This window comes from Alteribacillus persepolensis, assembly GCF_900099605.1.
Taxonomy (GTDB): domain Bacteria; phylum Bacillota; class Bacilli; order Bacillales; family Marinococcaceae; genus Alteribacillus; species Alteribacillus persepolensis.
The window spans coordinates 137600-153910 of record NZ_FNDK01000002.1 but is presented as its reverse complement, the minus strand read 5'-3'; the positions used below and the strand labels follow the sequence as shown (position 1 = coordinate 153910).

Here is a 16311-nt window from a genome sequence, read left to right as displayed (position 1 = left end):
TGCATGCGTCATCGTAATTTCTACCATCGGTATATTCATCAGCTGTTTCTCCTCTAGCGCAAAAAGTCCATCAAAGTTGGCTGGATAATGCGCGCCCCGGCTCCAAGTGCAGCGCGATGGACATTTTCTTGGCTCATTAAATCGGTGATAACTTTTTCCATATCAGCATCTTCATTCTCAGACATAATACGCTCAGCAATAACTTCTTGGCTGCCTAAGCGCTCTTCAATCATTTCCACCCGGTTTAACCGCGCTCCCATTTCCGCGCGCTCATTGACCATATTATCAACGTGCTGGTCGATGGTATCAATAAACGTTGTCAGCTCTTCTCCATCTGCCTCTGGGTCTTCTAAGGCCTTTTCAAGCCGTTTCACATCGCCAAATAACGCACTGCTAAACACGTTTTCTGCATTGGCGTTTACCGGGATAGTCACTCCTTGCAGCAACTCCATTTCCACGTCTTTCTTATCGGCAGACACTGCATCGTTTCGAGCCAACACCACGTCTCTGTCTCTTAACTCTGTCGTATCACCTTCACTTTTATGACTCACTGCCGCCTCATCGCCAGCAAAGTCTATCGTGATTGTTGTGTGATTATGTTCATTTTTAAATGTTACTTCGTCACCATCTGTTTCTTCATAACGATAAACATTGCCGCGAAACGCAATACTGTGCTGTTCCTTTTCGTCATTCGGCAAGTCTTCGATGCTAGAAAGAGACAGATCTAAACCGTCTTGATCGACAGGTGGATTCGTCGTGTCCGCGCCGTTAAAAATGTACTTGTCATTTGACTTTGTATTCGCCATCGAGACGAGGTGTTCGTATAACTGTGATACTTCTTTGGCAATATTAGCGCGCTGGTTCTCGTCATACGAATCATTGGCGGCTTGCGTCGCTAATTCGCGTACGCGGTGCAGTGCTTGTGTTGCTTTATCCAGCGCGTCATCGGAGGATTCCATCCAATTATAGACTTCACCTGAATTACGCTGGAATTGCTGCACTTCCGCGCTTTGCGAACGATAGCGCATTCCATTCATTGCTGCCACCGGGTCTTGTGAAGCACGTGTAATCTTTTTCCCCGTTGACAGCTGGTCTTGTAGCCTGCCGAGCTGATCGTAACTTTGGCTCAAATGACGCAGTGAATTTTGTGCTAACATCGTTTGTGTTACTCGCATCACTTTTCTCCTTTCTCCTGCCGTTTTCCCTGTTATCTGCCGACCACACCCATGTTGTTAATAATACGGTCCAGCATTTCATCAATCATTGTAATGTTGCGTGCTGCGGCGTTATAGGCATGCTGGAACTGAATCATGTTGGTCATTTCTTCATCCAGCGACACACTGCTAACTTCTTGACGGCGCTGATCCACAGTGGCACGCAGTTGATCGGTATTATTCATTTGCTGCTGTGCTTCCGAGGTGTGAACCGCCATTTCACCGACCACTCCTTGATAGAAACTTTGCACGTCAGTCGTACTTCCATCAAAACCCAGCAGCTCGTCTTTTACGTGTGACAAATTCAACGCATTCGAACCATCTCCAGCATATGCCTGTGTTCCGGTACTATCGCTTAAGTCATGGTTCCAGACGGTTCCGTCTTCTGGCTGCAAACCACCTGTATGAATGGCAAGCTCAGTCTCATCAACTGTCCCCTCTTCCGGTAAATCCGTCCAATTCTCGCTGTCTTCGGGGTTCTGAAACGAATATTGCCATCCTCCATCTTTGTTATATTGAATATACAATTCGTCTTTATCTCCCGTATACGTCCCTGTTAAAAGAGGACCTGGCTGCTTTTCATTCCCCTCTGTTACTGTCATCATAGCTTCTGTATTGGAAGCAGCTGCAATGTTATCCAAATCACCTTTCATGTCGCTGCTTACCATCAGCGCACTGGCATAGCCTTTGCTGCCTTCAGTGCCGTCAAAAGCGAAAAAAGCAATGCCATCGCCTTTTTCACCAGCCGCAACATCATTTAAATTCCAGCCGCTTTTATGTACTGCATTAAAGCGATCAGCAAATGTTTTGACCATTGTGTCTAAATTGTCAATCATCTCCGGATATGTTCCTTTCATACTGCTGCCTTCTCGATAACCGTATGCTTCCACCAATGCTTTTAACTTCCCGGGAGAATCTTGAAATACGATATCTGAAAGCTCTTCACCGTCATCTAAATCCAAATTTTTCTCTTCATCGTTACCTCTATCATCGTCCCAATCAAGCACAGCTTCACTAATATAAGCATGCTGTTCTTTTTCTCCATTCTCCTCTGCACTCGCACCCTCGCTGATCTCCAACGTCTTAAAATCACTGTTTTCCCCGTCAACCAATGTCGTCAGACGCTTCCCTTCTTCATCCGCTAAGTAAATATCCACTGTTCCTTCTGCCGCAGCTTCGGCGTTGCCTTTGCTTTCATTTCTTTTCACATCAATGTTTACGAGTCCTGCCAGTTCATCAATCAAACGGTCGCGCTCATCATACAAATCATTTGGCATTTGCCCGTGCGGTTCGGTGCGGGCAATTTGTCCATTTATGTCATGAATGCGCTTTGTGAGGGAATTAAATTGGTCTTTCGTTGTGTTTAATTCCCGTTGGACGTCTTGTTTGTTTGCCTGCAAGGAGTCAGAGACGTAGTTAAATGTTTCAGTTAAGGCGATGCCGCGCTGGCGCACAACCGAACGAGCTCCGGAGTCTTCCGGATTGACCGATAAGTCTTGAAGAGACTCCCAAAACTCATCCATCATATTAGCAATCCCTTCGTTTGATGGTTCCTTCATCAAGTCTTCAATCCGCTCGAGTTCCCCATGGCGCGTTTCCCAATAATTGGCTTGCGCCTGCTCGCCGCGGTATTGAATATCTAAATAATTTTCTCGAATCCGCTGAATAAAATCAGCTTCCACTCCTGTGCCAATTTGTCCCGGCATGCGCGGCGCGTTGCGGGCAGCATTGGGATATGGTTCTGTCTGGCCAAAGTTTACCCGCTGGCGTGTGTAGCCATCAGTATTCGCATTTGCAATGTTATGGCCAGTCGTATGCAGAGCCGACTGCTGGGTCATCATTCCGCGTCTGGCGGTTTCAAGCCCATGGAACGTAGAAGTCATCGATTTCCCCCCTGTTTTTCGTTTTACGCTTTTGAATCAAATGTGGAATAACCACTTTGCCTGTTATCGTCATCTCCTGGCGGACGGTAATGCACCGCATCTGGGTCCGGCTGAATCATATCCATCGTCATATGTACAAATTGCAGCGACTCTTCCACTAATGCCCGGTTCAGCGTTTCCTGCTGGCGCAGCTTCTGCATTTCAGCAAGCAGCCGCTCCTGCAGCTGCAAGAGCAGGTCGTGATACTCCTTTGATACATACGTTAATAACAAGGATACCGTCGCTTCTTTTTCGGTTTCACCATGGTTGTATAAAAAAGTGCGTACTGCTTGCTGCCGCTGTGTTTCTGTTTGTTCCATCATGCGGATGTGTTTGTTTTCTTTTTTTAATACATCAACGAGCTGTTTGGTATCATTCTTTTTTATCCATTCCGTTTTCTCACGAGATAGAACGTTTAACTCTTGATGCTGTTTAATAAGAAGAGCCATTGTTTCCAGGATGGCTTTTACCGACATAACGTTCCCCGCTTTCTCTGTTATTTCTGACTCTGTTCCATTGCTGCTTATGCATCAAACAAATTCATGACAGTGCCTGCAAAAGAAACAGAACCAAGTCTCTTGTGCAATGAGCTGCTTATTTCGTTTTAAAATAGAAACTGCACTCACAGCAAGCGCCCGCCAATCACATTATCGTAGCAATATTCTGTCACCGAGCCATCTTCATAGAAGGCGGCTGCCTGCAAAAGCTTCGCTTGAAGCAGTCATTGCAAGCAGCCTCCTCTATTATTTTCCGGTCCAAAAGTCCATAAATTTCTTCGCCGCTTTCTCAGCATCCACTTGATGCGTTCCTGCTTCGACTTTTTGCTTTAACGCATCAATTTTCTCTTGGCGGATGTTGGTTTCGCCGCTTTGCATTTGTTTGGCCGTTTGTGAAATTTCGACTTTATCACGTTCTGTTTTATTTGTACCTGCTGCGTTCGCACGCTGAGACGCACTCTGCTTTTGATATGGGTTGTTGAATGATCCGAGAGGATTAATTTTCAACACAGTCACCTCCCACTAGGACAGGCAGACCTGCCGCATGTCGTTGTCTTTCTTCTATTATATCGGAAAGCAGGCGGCGGCTTTCACCCGTACGAAGGTCTCATTTTAAACGCTCATGTAAGGTTTGATATGTCAGATGGCGCTTTTTCTCTTGTTCTTCCCGTTCTTTTTGGTCTTTGGCAACCGTTTCTGCTTTCAAGCCGTTCTCGATATCGTCTTTGCACACTTGACAAATGCGGCCTGCGCGGATGCCTTTTCCACATGACTCACAAGGATATTCAAGATTTGGGAACTGTTGAATATGCAAGCGTCCTTCTTTAATAAACTGGCTGATATCTTCTTTTTCCACACCTGTTGCCTCTACTACCCGCATCATCGTCGCACTTCTGTTTTTTTGTTTGCGCATATACGCATACACTTTTTGAAACTTTTCTTCAATCGCTCGGTGACAGTCATTACAAATAGCACGCAGTGATTTGACAAACAATCTTCCACAACGTGGGCAATTTTTTAAATGTTCCATGTTTTTTCCCTCCACTACACGTTTTCACTCATTTATCCCCGGGCGAGCGTTATGGAACAAACACGCTTCGCACCATGTTCTTTTAGCACTTTGGCCGCTTTTCGTAACGTCATTCCTGTAGTAAATATATCGTCGAAAAGTACGATATTTTTACTATTTACAGAAACTTCTTGTGCAGGAGTAAACGCAAATGGATTACGCGTCGCCGCCAAACGTTCGCGGCGTGTTTTTTTGCTTTGTTTTTCTTCATGCAGCACACGGGTTAATGCTTTTGTTACAGGGAAAAGGTACTGTTTTTGCCGCAGACGGAGCAAAGATAAACATCTGGCAGGCCGCTGTGTCCAACTGGCAAGCTGCTCTGCCTGATTAAACCCTCGTTCGTGCAAGCGTTGCGGACTGAGCGGTATTGGAACTGGTATATAATTAGCATACCTTTTTTCATACAGCTGGCTGATGTTCTGTTGAAAAATCAATGCAAGTGCCGCGTCGCCCCGGTATTTCCACTGCGCAATCAGTTCTTGCATGGCATGGTTATAACGATAAAGCGACACATTGTGATCTAACAAGCCGCGCCAGTCAGGGTCTTTTTCAATACGCTCACAATCATAGCAGATGCCGGGCTTTTCACGTGGACGGCTGCAGTAAGAACATGTCGTTATGCCAACTGGCACAAGCTTTTCTGCACATGTATTACACAAATAATTATCTTGAGACACCGGCCATATCGTCTGCCAGCTCGGTGCCTGGCTTTTCTTTTCCAGGCACCACACACAGCAGTGCATATCCTCGCTCATACTCGCTTTAAGCATTGTTTCTTTTCCCTCCCTCCGCATCTTCTTCATTCATTGCTGTAATGTGCCGGCGGCAGTCCAGCATGGCTCGCGTCTTGCCAGCATGGAAAAACACTACATCGCCTGCAGGGGTTTCTTTTTTTCTGCCTGTCCGTCCGGCAATTTGCACGAGTGCACTTTCTGTAAAAACCTCTGCTTCAGCACCGAACACAGCAGCTTCCACACCGGCAACTGTCACCCCTCTTTCTAAAATCGTTGTGGTGACTAAAAGCGGAATTTCCCCTTTTCGAAACGCCGCTACTTTGTGTTGCCGCTCTTCGTCTTCGCTGTGTACACCCATTACGGACGGATACGTTTTTTGTAAAATTTCTGTCGTTTTCCAAAGAACATTTACAGATGGAACAAATAAAAAGGCAGGAGTATTTGTCGCAATATGAGAGGCGCACCAGCGTTCAACAGAATGAGGGAGTTTCCCATTTTCAAGCCGTTTCTGCCAGTATCCGCACCACTTAAAACGAGGCACAGGCAGCGGATAACCGTGAAAACGGCGCGGAATTTTTGTTACTGGAAGCTGTTTGTTTTTCACGCGTTTTTTCAACGCTGGTGTCGGGGTGGCTGTTAAGTAAATAAGTGCAGCGTGCTGTTTTTTTGCTTTTGCAACCGCTTGAACGAGCGATTTGTCCTGGCTAAACGGAAATGCGTCCACTTCGTCAATAATAACCGTATCAAACGCATCGGCAAAGCGCATCGTTTGGTGGGTAGTAGCAATCACGAGCGGAGCTGTTTTTTGTTTGTCTTCACTTTTTCCATACAGACCAATGATATCTGTTTTTGGAAAAACAGCTTGCAGCCGCGGCAGCAGTTCCACTACAACATCGGTACGCGGTGTGGCAAGCAGCACCCTCCCTCCATTTTGCAAGGCGTGTTCGATACCTGGAAACAATATTTCTGTTTTTCCCGCTCCGCATACCGCCCAAATCAGCCGCTCACCTTTTTGTATAATGGTAGAAATGATAGCGCGGGATGCTTGAGCTTGTCCGGGAGAAAACGTGCCCTCCCATGTGCAAACTGCCTCATATGATATCGGTGGCGCGGGACCATTCCAGCGAAAAAGTGCCGAACATGCACTAATTCGTCCCATCATCAAACAATGACGGCAGTACACACATGATTGACCGCAGCGGGCACACGGAAAGACACCGAAAAACTGCTTAGCGCTATTATGACAGCGCTGGCAGCAAAAACCGTTTTCTGTCTGTTTTAACCCAGAACGGATTGTCATATGCTGAGATTGTAATAGTGCGGCAAGTTCATGAATAGTGAAAGGTAATTCATCAAGGAGCAGTTCTTTTCCATACAGTACAGACCGTATGTCTGGAGCAAATAATGGAGGTTCTTCAGAGACGGGAGATGGAAAGGGGAGTAGCGGAAGTTCGCTAATTACAGCCGGCCCAGCCACAATGCTTGCCTTCTCTGCCAAACTTTCCGGAAGGCATATAATCTGGCCGGTTTGCGGTGAGCGAACGTGACAAAAATGCATCAACAACGCTCCTATCATTTTTTTGTGAAAAGAATAAAGAAAAGGGCAGAAGACCAGATGATAATCAAGCAAACAATTCATCCGGTCTATGCAAAGAGAACACTAAAAGCTGCACCAGCCTATACCGATGCTGCCTTCACCAAGATGCGTACCGATGACGCCGCCAAAACAGCTGACGTCTATCGTGAGATTCGGATGTTTCTCCTGCATCTTCTGTTTAACAGTTTCGGCTTTTTCCGGCCGATTAGCATGAATAACCGTAGCGCGTAACGAGCCGTGTATGCTGGCAGCCTGATCAAACAAGTCCAATACTCGCTTTAATGCTTTTTTCTCGGTGCGCACTTTCTCAAACGGAACAATTTGCTTATCTTCAAAATGAAGAACTGGCTTGATTTGCAGCAAACTGCCAACGAGTGCTTCTGCTCCCGTTAAACGGCCGCCGCGGTGAAGATGATGCAGACTGTCGACAATAAAATAAGCGTCTGTTGTTTTCTTCATATCATTCAAGCGCTGAAGAATGTCATCAATATCAGCGCCTTCCTCTGCCATTCTTGAGGCTTCCATCACGTAGTAGCCCTGCGGCATGCAGCTAATCTCCGAGTCAAACCCGTACACCTCAATGCCGTCGACTGCTTCCCCGGCTGTCAAAGCAGTTTGGTACGTACCACTGATTCCACTGGATAAATGAATCGAAATTACCGCTTCATAGTCGTTCGCTAATGATTCATATACATCAACAAACTTTCCAAGTGGCGGCTGAGATGTGGTGGGCAGTTCCTCTTGCTTTTGCAGCATTTCATAAAAAGCATCGGCAGAAAGTTCCGTTTCTTCTTCATAAGCAGTGTCGCCAAAAATAACACTAAGCGGCACGACCGTAACATTTTCTTTTTTCACCATTTCTTCAGGAAGGTAGGCTGTGCTGTCTGTCACAATCGCGATGTTAGCCATAGTAATCCTCTCTTCTCTTTCGGTTTTCGTTGGTCTCTTTTTATCATAATTTGTCCGCTTTCTCTCTGCAAGAAAAAACTTGGCTTGCCACCGCTTCCTCGCAGCACAAGCCATCGCCTTAATTGAATACTGATGCTTTAGGAAAGGTTCTCATACAAACGTTGGAATGCATATTATTATCTGGTTGACAGTAGTCTTGAAGAGACAAGCATCAGTGGAAAATCCACCGGGGTGGTGTTTCTCGGTCATCTTAAAGTACCGCCCTCAGCAAACTTTCTTAAAATATCAAAAGAGGCCGCCTTGGAAAGGAGCACACCGCTTGCTGCTACCGGACTTTCACCCAGCCTTTTTTAATGGACTCTACTACCGCTTGGGTGCGGTCATTAACATTCATTTTTTGTAGAATATTGCTGACGTGGTTTTTGACAGTTTTTTCACTGATATACAACGTCTCTCCGATCAAACGGTTGCTGTACCCGTCTGTCATCAGCTGCAGCACTTCACATTCACGGCGTGTTAAAATGTGAAGAGGCTTGCGGTATTCCACTTCTTTAAAGCCGACTTCACCACCTGTTCCGACCGCTTCATCACTTGAAGCCAAACGGCGGTATTCTTTAATCAAGTTGTGTGTCACTTTCGGATGGATATAAGCACCGCCATGTCCTACGACTTTGACTGCTTCAATCAACGCATCAGCGTCCATCTCTTTCAGCAAATACCCAGCAGCGCCGGTCTTAAGTACATGAGTCACATACGATTCATCATCGTGAATCGATAATATTAATACTTTTATTTCCGGAAAGGCCTCAATTAAATGACGAGTCGCTTCCACTCCATTTGTACCTGGCATGTTTATATCCATCAAAACGACATCAGGATCATATTGTTCTACAAGGGAGACAGCCTCATCTCCGTCATCTCCTTCTGCCACTACTTCAAAATTTGCTTCCATATCTAATATCCGCTTTACTCCTTCACGAAACAACTGGTGATCATCAATAAGGAGTAACTTAATTGTATTATCTGGAGCTTCCTGCATATTTCTCATCCTTTCCTAACACCTCACGCTGCATCGTCCATTATTCATATTTTACCGCAAACAATACAGCCTTTTCTTTTTTTATTCCTCAACCGCCTTCTCTAGAGGAACTTGGATAAGGACAACCGTTCCTTTCTGCGGTGCCGAATCAATCGTCAGTTCCCCGTTTAAAGCATTAATTCTTTCTTTCATCCCCATAAGTCCAAACGATTTGTCTTTTTCTGATTTGGACATATCGAACCCCTTGCCGTCATCTTTTACGACGATAATCACGCGCGAAGGCTTCAATTCAATTTTCACGTGAACTTCACTTGGATCAGCGTGTTTGTAAGCATTTTGCACTGCTTCTTGCACTAAACGAAACAGCCCTACTTCCACATTGGAAGGCAAACGCAGTCTTTTCCCCATTGGTGTAAATCGAATAGAAAGCCCCGTGTGCTCTTCCATGTTGTTCAAATATTTATTTAAAGTAGGAATGAGCCCTAGATCATCAAGTGCCATCGGGCGCAGATCATAAATGATACGCCTGACTTCGGCTAAACTCGAGCGGATCAAGGAACGCAATTCACGAAATTCTCCTAAAGCTGCATCGACACCATCTTCGCTGCGAACACGTTCGACCAGCTCCGAGCGAAGCAGTACATTGGCTATCATTTGTGCAGGACCGTCATGAATTTCACGGGCAACCCGTTTTCGCTCTTCTTCTTGCACTTCAATAATTTTCATGCCAAATTGCTGCTTCGCTTTTGCATCTTCCACCATTTCACCAACTTCTTTTAAGTCGCCGGCTAAAAAGTTATAAACGACGGATACTTGACTAACAAGAGCTTCTGCTCGGTCAATCGTCCCTTCTAGATGAATGATCCGGCGCTCGATATGATCACGCCGCTCGCGCAGCTGTTTTTCTTCCTGCTGTAAAACAGCAAGCTCTATTTGCAAATCACTCGCCTGTTCATAAGCTTTTTTCACTTCTTCGTTGCTGTAAGTTTTAAAATGGCGGCTGACTTCCGCAAGCCGATTGCGTGCAAAACGAGCGTGCATCTCCAGTTTCTCAGATTTATCGATAATCGTTGTGACTGTGTCTTGTATGCCTTTTAATTCCTTTTGCAATGACTCATATTCTTCTCGAGATTGTTCACTGATTTCAAAAATTTGTTCTTTGCTCACTTCTACGGTGTTCAGCATTTTTTCAATAATTTCATCAAGGGTCAGCTTCGTTGACAAAAATGACACCACGCTTTGTCAGATTCATTTGTTTGACAGACTGTCATGATCCGTTATGATTATTTTAGCATATTCTAGATGACCCATAAGTAAAAAAATGTAAAATTCCAGCCAGTACCCAGGCCCCCTGAACAAGGAGTGAAAAACACCGTCTCTTTTAGGATACCACGACTCCAGGGTTTATAGTTTTACAATATTATTATAGTATAATTACATCGTTAGGAGGGGTTATTACGTCATGCTCGACTCATACTATACCGTAAAAACGAGCGGAACACATGAAATCGTCATCAATAAGTCCCGATTTATCGCCCATGTAAAACGGGTTACAACAGAAGAAGAAGCCCAGGCCTTTGTTCAATCAATAAAAAAAGAACATTGGAACGCCACTCACAATTGTTCAGCTTACATGATTGGAGAAAATGATGATATTCAAAAAGCAAATGATGATGGAGAGCCAAATGGGACAGCAGGAGTGCCCATGCTTGAAGTTCTCAAAAAGCGCCAGTTAAAAGACACATGTGTGGTGGTAACACGTTATTTTGGAGGAATCAAGCTCGGTGCCGGCGGACTGATCAGGGCTTATGGATCAGCCGTAACAGAGGGAATTAATGCTGTTGGTGTTGTAGAAAGAAAGCGGATGAAAGTGATGAGTATTACAGTGGATTATACATGGCTTGGCAAAATAGAAAATGAGCTAAGACAGTCACGTTATTTACTCAAACATATTGATTACGAAGATTATGTATCCTTACATAGTTACGTACCTGTTGCAGAAGTAGACCATTACACCGAATGGATAACCAATATTACAAACGGGCAGGGGCAAATCAAAGAACAAGATGAGACCTATCTCGAAACAGATATGTAACAACACCCATGCCCTGTTTTTGTTCATCATTCGACTTTTATTTTCTTTTTCTTCTATTACATCACACCTTTGTAATATTTCCAGGGAAATGTACAATTTCCGAGGAAATTTTGTCTGTGGCTGTAACACTTGAAGGGTTCCTGTCGTCTTACAGAGAGAATACATTGTCCACACAAGGTTTTTGTCATCTGTATGTAGCGCAAAATGCGGATTTACGGATGAACGCAATTTATGTAAAATGAGTGAGAATGAGTGGCAGCAAATTTAAAAACAAGGAGATTAGTTGCTATGGGGACAGACGTAACAAATACAAGGCTTAGGCGTCATCGGCGCCGGCGAAGAAGACGCATTCTGCGGGCATTTATGTTTCTTGGCCTTGTTTCCTTTTTAGTCTTTGGAGGTGCAGTTGGGTATTTTGTTTGGAAGCTTAATGACGTTGCTGCCGACACCCAAGAAAGCTTGGAACGAGGAGAAAAATCGGAAAAACGAGCAGAAGCAGTCGACCCCAAACAAGATAACTTTTCTGTATTATTTCTTGGCTTAGATGATCGAAGCGGGGAATTAGATGGCCGTACGGATGCCATGGTATTAGCTACCTTTAACAAAGACAAAGAATCGATAAAAATCACGAGCATTCCTCGTGACTCACTCGTTTCTATTCCTGAATACGGAGACGACAAAATTACACATGCTCACGCGTTTGGCGGAACAGACCTTGCGATAGAGACAGTTGAAGAACTGTTTGATATACCGGTTGATTACTACGTAAAACTCAATTTCGATGCTTTTATTGAAATTGTCAATGCACTAGACGGCGTAACGGTGGATGTTCCATTTGGTTTTACCGAGCAGGACAGTGAAGGAAACCAAGATGCTATTACGATTGAAGAAGGGGAACAAGAGCTCAATGGCGAAGAGGCATTAGCATATGCCCGCATGCGAAAACAAGATCCACGCGGGGATTTAGGACGCGGAGAGCGTCAGCAGCAAATTATTAAAGCCATTATTCGTGAAAGTGCATCCATCTCTTCTATTCATAACTACGATGATGTGCTTCGCAGTCTTGAAGAGCATATGAAGATGAACTTCACATTCGGAAATTTAATATCGCTTCATCGTTATGCTAATTCTATTAGTGACATTGAGACACTGCAGCTGCAAGGGAACCATTTAAATCTAGACAGCGGCTATTATTATCAACTTGATGAACAATCCACACAAGACATTGCACAAGAATTAAAAACACATTTAGATATTGAAAAAGATGAAGACAACGCCTTAAATGCAAGGAACGATGCAAACCAGCAAACACAACCTTCTACCCCATAAGACAACAGCCAGTTCCTCACACAGGAGCTGGCTGTTTTTTCTGTTCCATTTTTTTCTCACTTGCCTCCTCACCAGCGAGCATGCACTATTGCTAAACAGCTTCCCTCTTTGTCTCAAAATGATTCCCCTTCAAGAAAATGTAGCTACTCCCTGAAAGAAGGCAGTTTGGCCGAGGGGGAAGGAATTTCTGCTAAAAACGCACATGTTATGCTCTAAGCCGATACACCCTATAGGAGCATACTTTTTTGTGAAACATCGAACAGACTTCCATCCTGCTGGGAAACTGCAAATTACCTCGCGGCTTTCTTCAACGTGTTGATGATGTCAGTCATTCATCCATGCTAATCCTTATCAGTATAAAAAAGCCAGCCTCTCCCATGAGAAGCTGGCTTTTCACTATGGCCGTTTTGGTGTGTTAGAAAATTTATTTACAAGTTTTAACATCGGACGGTAACTGTGGCTGACCAGCCCAATTCGTTCTGCCATTAGTTCGATTCCGATCAGAAGTACCATCATAATGACTAAGGACACCCATAATGTCGAAATTGTAAAGATCACGGCAGACAATCCAAAAAACGCACTTAGTGCATAAATAATCAGCACTGTCTGGCGGTGAGAATAGCCGAGTCGCAACAAGCAATGGTGCAAATGTGATTTATCCGGCGCCGATAATGGCTGTTTGTTCACTACACGGCGAATAATAGCAAAAAATGTGTCAGATATCGGTACCGCAAGAATAATGACTGGCACGACGAGAGAGAATATGGTTACATTTTTAAATCCTAACAAGGAAATAACACCAATCATAAAGCCTAAAAACAGCGCTCCAGTGTCTCCCATGAAGATTTTTGCTGGATTAAAATTATGCACCAAAAACCCTAACGTTCCACCTAATAATGCAATACCAAGCGCAACAATAAAAATATCGTTTTGGATAATAGCCAACACGGAAATCGTAGCCAGGACAATTGATGACACACCTGCAGCAAGGCCATCCAAGCCGTCAATTAAATTAATCGCATTCGTAATACCAATAATCCATAAAAGTGTAATGGGAATGCTGAACCATCCTAATTCCAGCCGGCCATCAAACGGTAAGTTGATGAACTCAATTTGTACACCACCAATGACGACAATGACGGCCGCAACAACTTGGCCAAGCAGCTTCCATTTGGCGGATAACTCCGTTAAATCATCTAAAAACCCGGTTATAATAATAATCGTACCTGCTGTCAAAATATAGGGCAAGTAGTCATTTTCCGGCTGTAAAATGAGGAGTCCGGCCAAAAACGCCACGTAAATAGACAATCCACCTATTCGGGCCATCGCTCCTTGGTGAACCTTCCGATGGTTAGGTTGATCAGTTGCTCCTATTTTAAATGCCATTTTTTTCACAAGTGGTGTCAATACTAGTGCAATAATAAAACATGTGATTAATGCCAATGCGGTCGTCATTTTGACCCTCCTTCATTACCGTTGCCAAAACTGCAATCATTTATAATCGTTTTTTTATTTTTTTTTTGCGTCATTTCCCTATAAATCTAGCGTTTCTGCTAATTGGTTGAATCCACCATCGAATTATATCATAAAACGTATTCACGGGGAGATGTTCACACAAATTTACACATATTTTTTATAAATCCTCCACCACTTTATGAGACGGCATAAAAATGATAAAAGTTGCACGTTTCTCTTCTTTTTCTATTATTTTTCCCTCCCGCCCTTCTCACACCTTTTACCTTATGAAAAGAGGTGGTATAATTTACTAGAAATATTATTCTACTAATCTAGTCGTTTCCCTTTTATTCCAAAACAAAAAACACAAAAATTCAACAAATTTTCACACAACATGCACAAATGTTGTCAAAAGGGGGTCGTTTGTCTTGAAAAAGTCTTTTGCATTAGGAGTGCTTAGTACCGTCCTTGCACTTGGTATCGCAGTTAAAACGCCGGCTATTGCCCAATCCGAACCAGTATTAGCAAGCGTTGAATGGGTGATTTCTCAAATAGAGCCATTAGAAGAGCGTATCGATAATTTGGAAGAGAGAATTGACACATTAGAAGACGAAGTAGAACGTTTACAAGAAGAATAATGTTTACATAGAAGAAAGGATAATGATGATGTATAAAAAAATGATGGGAGTACTTTTAGCGGTTCCGTTGTTTATCTGTGCTAACCAGAGTGCAGCAGCAGAAGAACCAGAAGATTTGTACAACGAACCAATGACCATCAAATTAATCCCTTCGCAAACATTCACCGCTGATATCCATGGATCCTATGAACTAATAGATTTAAAAACCGGTGAAACACTGGATGTGGACCGTGATGTAACATTCCGCCACGGTACAGACACAGTATCTGTAGAAGTTAGTGATGATGTTCTTGAAACGTCAACAGAAGGCTATGTACTCCAGGAAAATAGTCCCTCTTCCAACAATTACGTGACGATTTCTTCAGTGAAACGAGCTGGTAGTTCTTTTCAACAGACAAGCTATCGCGGGTCGTTCAAAATGGAACCAGAAGAAAAACGGAATCCCGATGGAGCAGCTGAAGAACAGCGCCGTAATAAGGAAGATGAAGAACAAACTCGAAACCGCGTGCAGCTGTATAACATCTTAGAAATTGAAGATTACTTAAAAGGCGTCGTGCCGCATGAAATGGCTGCGTCTTGGCCTATGGAAGCACTAAAAGCACAATCTGTTGCTGCACGCAACTATGCAAAAGTTAATATGCAGGCAAACGAATTCTTGTATGACACTGTCACTCATCAGGTTTATCACGGTAAGTCAGGGGAAGCAAGCCGCAGTAATGAAGCAATTAAGGCTACCGAAGGGACATATATCGAGCACAATGGATCACTGATCTATGCCTACTTCCATGCAAGCTCTGGAGGCTATACAGACAACAGTGAAAACGTCTGGAGCAGCCGTGTCCCTTATATACGCGCTGTTGAGGACCCTTATGATACCCACAGCGCGAACACCAATACCAGCTGGACGGTCCAGCTCACGCAAGAACATGCAGATGACGCTGTTTTTCCAGAAGATGAGTGGGAGCTGACTAACTTAACAATCACTGAAAAAAGCAATGCCGGCCGCGTACAAACCATGAAAGCAGAAGCCATTCATACAGAGACTGGTGAAGAAAAGAGCATCACTCTTCCAGAAGCATCTTCGCCAGATTCTTTGCGTTGGTCACTCGGTACAACACTAAAAAGTACGATGTTTGATATAAAAAAAGAACAGCCAAACAGCATTACCGTTAAAACAGCAGATGGGTCGGCTTCCTCCTATGACAGTGCGCTTGGGATGAAAATGAAACAAGCTGATGGAGAAAATGAAGTCATTACGTATGAAAACCTTGCTGTTCGTATGTCAAATGGTGTTTCTTATGTAGGAACGAAGCCGTCCTCCTATCAAATTGACGGCCAAGGCTTTGGCCATGGTCTGGGCATGAGCCAGTGGGGTGCTTATAAAATGGCAAAGGACGGGCATCATTTTCGAGATATTTTGCATCATTACTACACTGATATTGACATCGTCCACAGATAGTTTCATCGTAAAACCTGTTCACATTCTTGTGTGGACAGGTTTTACGTTAACAAAAAGCTGCCGCCATTCCTTTCCACAACTCCTGTACCTTCTCATGTGTTATACACATGTGGATGACGAAGCACAAAGAAAACTCAGTTAGCGTCAAGCCTTTAGGTGCAAGTTACTGCTCTGTTCCTCCACATGTTAATAACGACAATGATTCAGCTTATGCTGCGTTCTGTATTTTCCTGCTTAAAGCAACAAAGAGGTTGTCCGAAAAGTTGTGAATATTGACCTTTGGAACGGCCCTTTATAACCTCCTCTTTCTGAACCAATGGCTTTTTACGCCTGCTTGCGCAGGCAGGGCTGTAA

At 44.0% G+C, this 16311-nt stretch carries 15 protein-coding genes; 4 read left to right on the top strand and 11 right to left on the bottom strand.

Features of this window, described 5'->3' with window-relative positions; all coding sequences use genetic code 11:
• Positions 1-53 precede the first annotated feature (53 nt).
• From flgL to BLT18_RS03775, 10 genes are all read right to left on the bottom strand, one after another.
• On the bottom strand, positions 54-1175 hold the full coding sequence (gene flgL, locus BLT18_RS03820; RefSeq protein WP_091271406.1) for a flagellar hook-associated protein FlgL: 1122 nt from the start codon (positions 1173-1175) through the stop codon (positions 54-56).
• A gap of 32 nt (positions 1176-1207) precedes the next feature.
• On the bottom strand, positions 1208-3097 hold the full coding sequence (flgK, locus tag BLT18_RS03815) for a flagellar hook-associated protein FlgK (protein ID WP_091271404.1): 1890 nt from the start codon (positions 3095-3097) through the stop codon (positions 1208-1210).
• A 23-nt stretch (positions 3098-3120) separates the two neighbouring features.
• Complete coding sequence (locus tag BLT18_RS03810; RefSeq protein ID WP_091271402.1) at positions 3121-3612, bottom strand: flagellar protein FlgN; 492 nt, start codon at positions 3610-3612, stop codon at positions 3121-3123.
• A 267-nt stretch (positions 3613-3879) separates the two neighbouring features.
• Positions 3880-4143, bottom strand: a complete 264-nt coding sequence (gene flgM / locus BLT18_RS03805) for a flagellar biosynthesis anti-sigma factor FlgM (protein WP_245705167.1) — start codon at positions 4141-4143, stop codon at positions 3880-3882.
• Between the two features lie 97 nt (positions 4144-4240).
• Positions 4241-4663: a TIGR03826 family flagellar region protein gene (locus BLT18_RS03800; RefSeq protein ID WP_091271399.1), complete on the bottom strand. Its 423-nt coding sequence runs from the start codon at positions 4661-4663 to the stop codon at positions 4241-4243.
• A 32-nt stretch (positions 4664-4695) separates the two neighbouring features.
• Positions 4696-5472: a ComF family protein gene (locus tag BLT18_RS03795; RefSeq protein WP_091271397.1), complete on the bottom strand. Its 777-nt coding sequence runs from the start codon at positions 5470-5472 to the stop codon at positions 4696-4698.
• Positions 5465-6994, bottom strand: a complete 1530-nt coding sequence (locus tag BLT18_RS03790; RefSeq protein ID WP_091271395.1) for a DEAD/DEAH box helicase — start codon at positions 6992-6994, stop codon at positions 5465-5467. Before BLT18_RS03790 ends, BLT18_RS03795 begins: the two co-directional genes overlap by 8 nt.
• A 102-nt stretch (positions 6995-7096) precedes the next feature.
• Positions 7097-7942: a DegV family protein gene (locus BLT18_RS03785; protein ID WP_091271392.1), complete on the bottom strand. Its 846-nt coding sequence runs from the start codon at positions 7940-7942 to the stop codon at positions 7097-7099.
• Between the two features lie 325 nt (positions 7943-8267).
• The gene (locus tag BLT18_RS03780; RefSeq protein WP_091271390.1) at positions 8268-8981 is read right to left on the bottom strand and encodes a response regulator; all 714 of its coding nucleotides are present in this window, start codon (positions 8979-8981) and stop codon (positions 8268-8270) included.
• Positions 8982-9062: 81 nt separating this feature from the next.
• Complete coding sequence (locus tag BLT18_RS03775; RefSeq protein WP_091271388.1) at positions 9063-10205, bottom strand: sensor histidine kinase; 1143 nt, start codon at positions 10203-10205, stop codon at positions 9063-9065.
• 238 nt (positions 10206-10443) lie between these two features.
• Here BLT18_RS03775 and BLT18_RS03770 point away from each other — a divergent pair, with 238 nt between their 5' ends.
• Positions 10444-11076 (top strand): YigZ family protein, encoded by a 633-nt coding sequence (locus tag BLT18_RS03770; protein ID WP_091271386.1) that lies wholly within the window; start codon positions 10444-10446, stop codon positions 11074-11076.
• 288 nt (positions 11077-11364) lie between these two features.
• On the top strand, positions 11365-12405 hold the full coding sequence (locus BLT18_RS03765) for an LCP family glycopolymer transferase (RefSeq protein WP_091271384.1): 1041 nt from the start codon (positions 11365-11367) through the stop codon (positions 12403-12405).
• Between the two features lie 396 nt (positions 12406-12801).
• On the opposite strand, the gene BLT18_RS03760 is transcribed toward BLT18_RS03765, so the two are convergent.
• Positions 12802-13860 carry a glycosyltransferase family 4 protein gene (locus BLT18_RS03760; protein ID WP_091271382.1) on the bottom strand — a complete coding sequence of 353 codons (1059 nt, stop codon included), beginning with the start codon at positions 13858-13860 and terminating at the stop codon, positions 12802-12804.
• 428 nt (positions 13861-14288) lie between these two features.
• On the opposite strand from BLT18_RS03760, the gene BLT18_RS03755 reads away from it, so the two are divergent.
• Complete coding sequence (locus BLT18_RS03755) at positions 14289-14498, top strand: hypothetical protein (RefSeq protein ID WP_091271380.1); 210 nt, start codon at positions 14289-14291, stop codon at positions 14496-14498.
• Between the two features lie 22 nt (positions 14499-14520).
• Positions 14521-15957, top strand: a complete 1437-nt coding sequence (locus BLT18_RS03750; RefSeq protein WP_091271378.1) for a SpoIID/LytB domain-containing protein — start codon at positions 14521-14523, stop codon at positions 15955-15957.
• Positions 15958-16311: the final 354 nt, after the last annotated feature.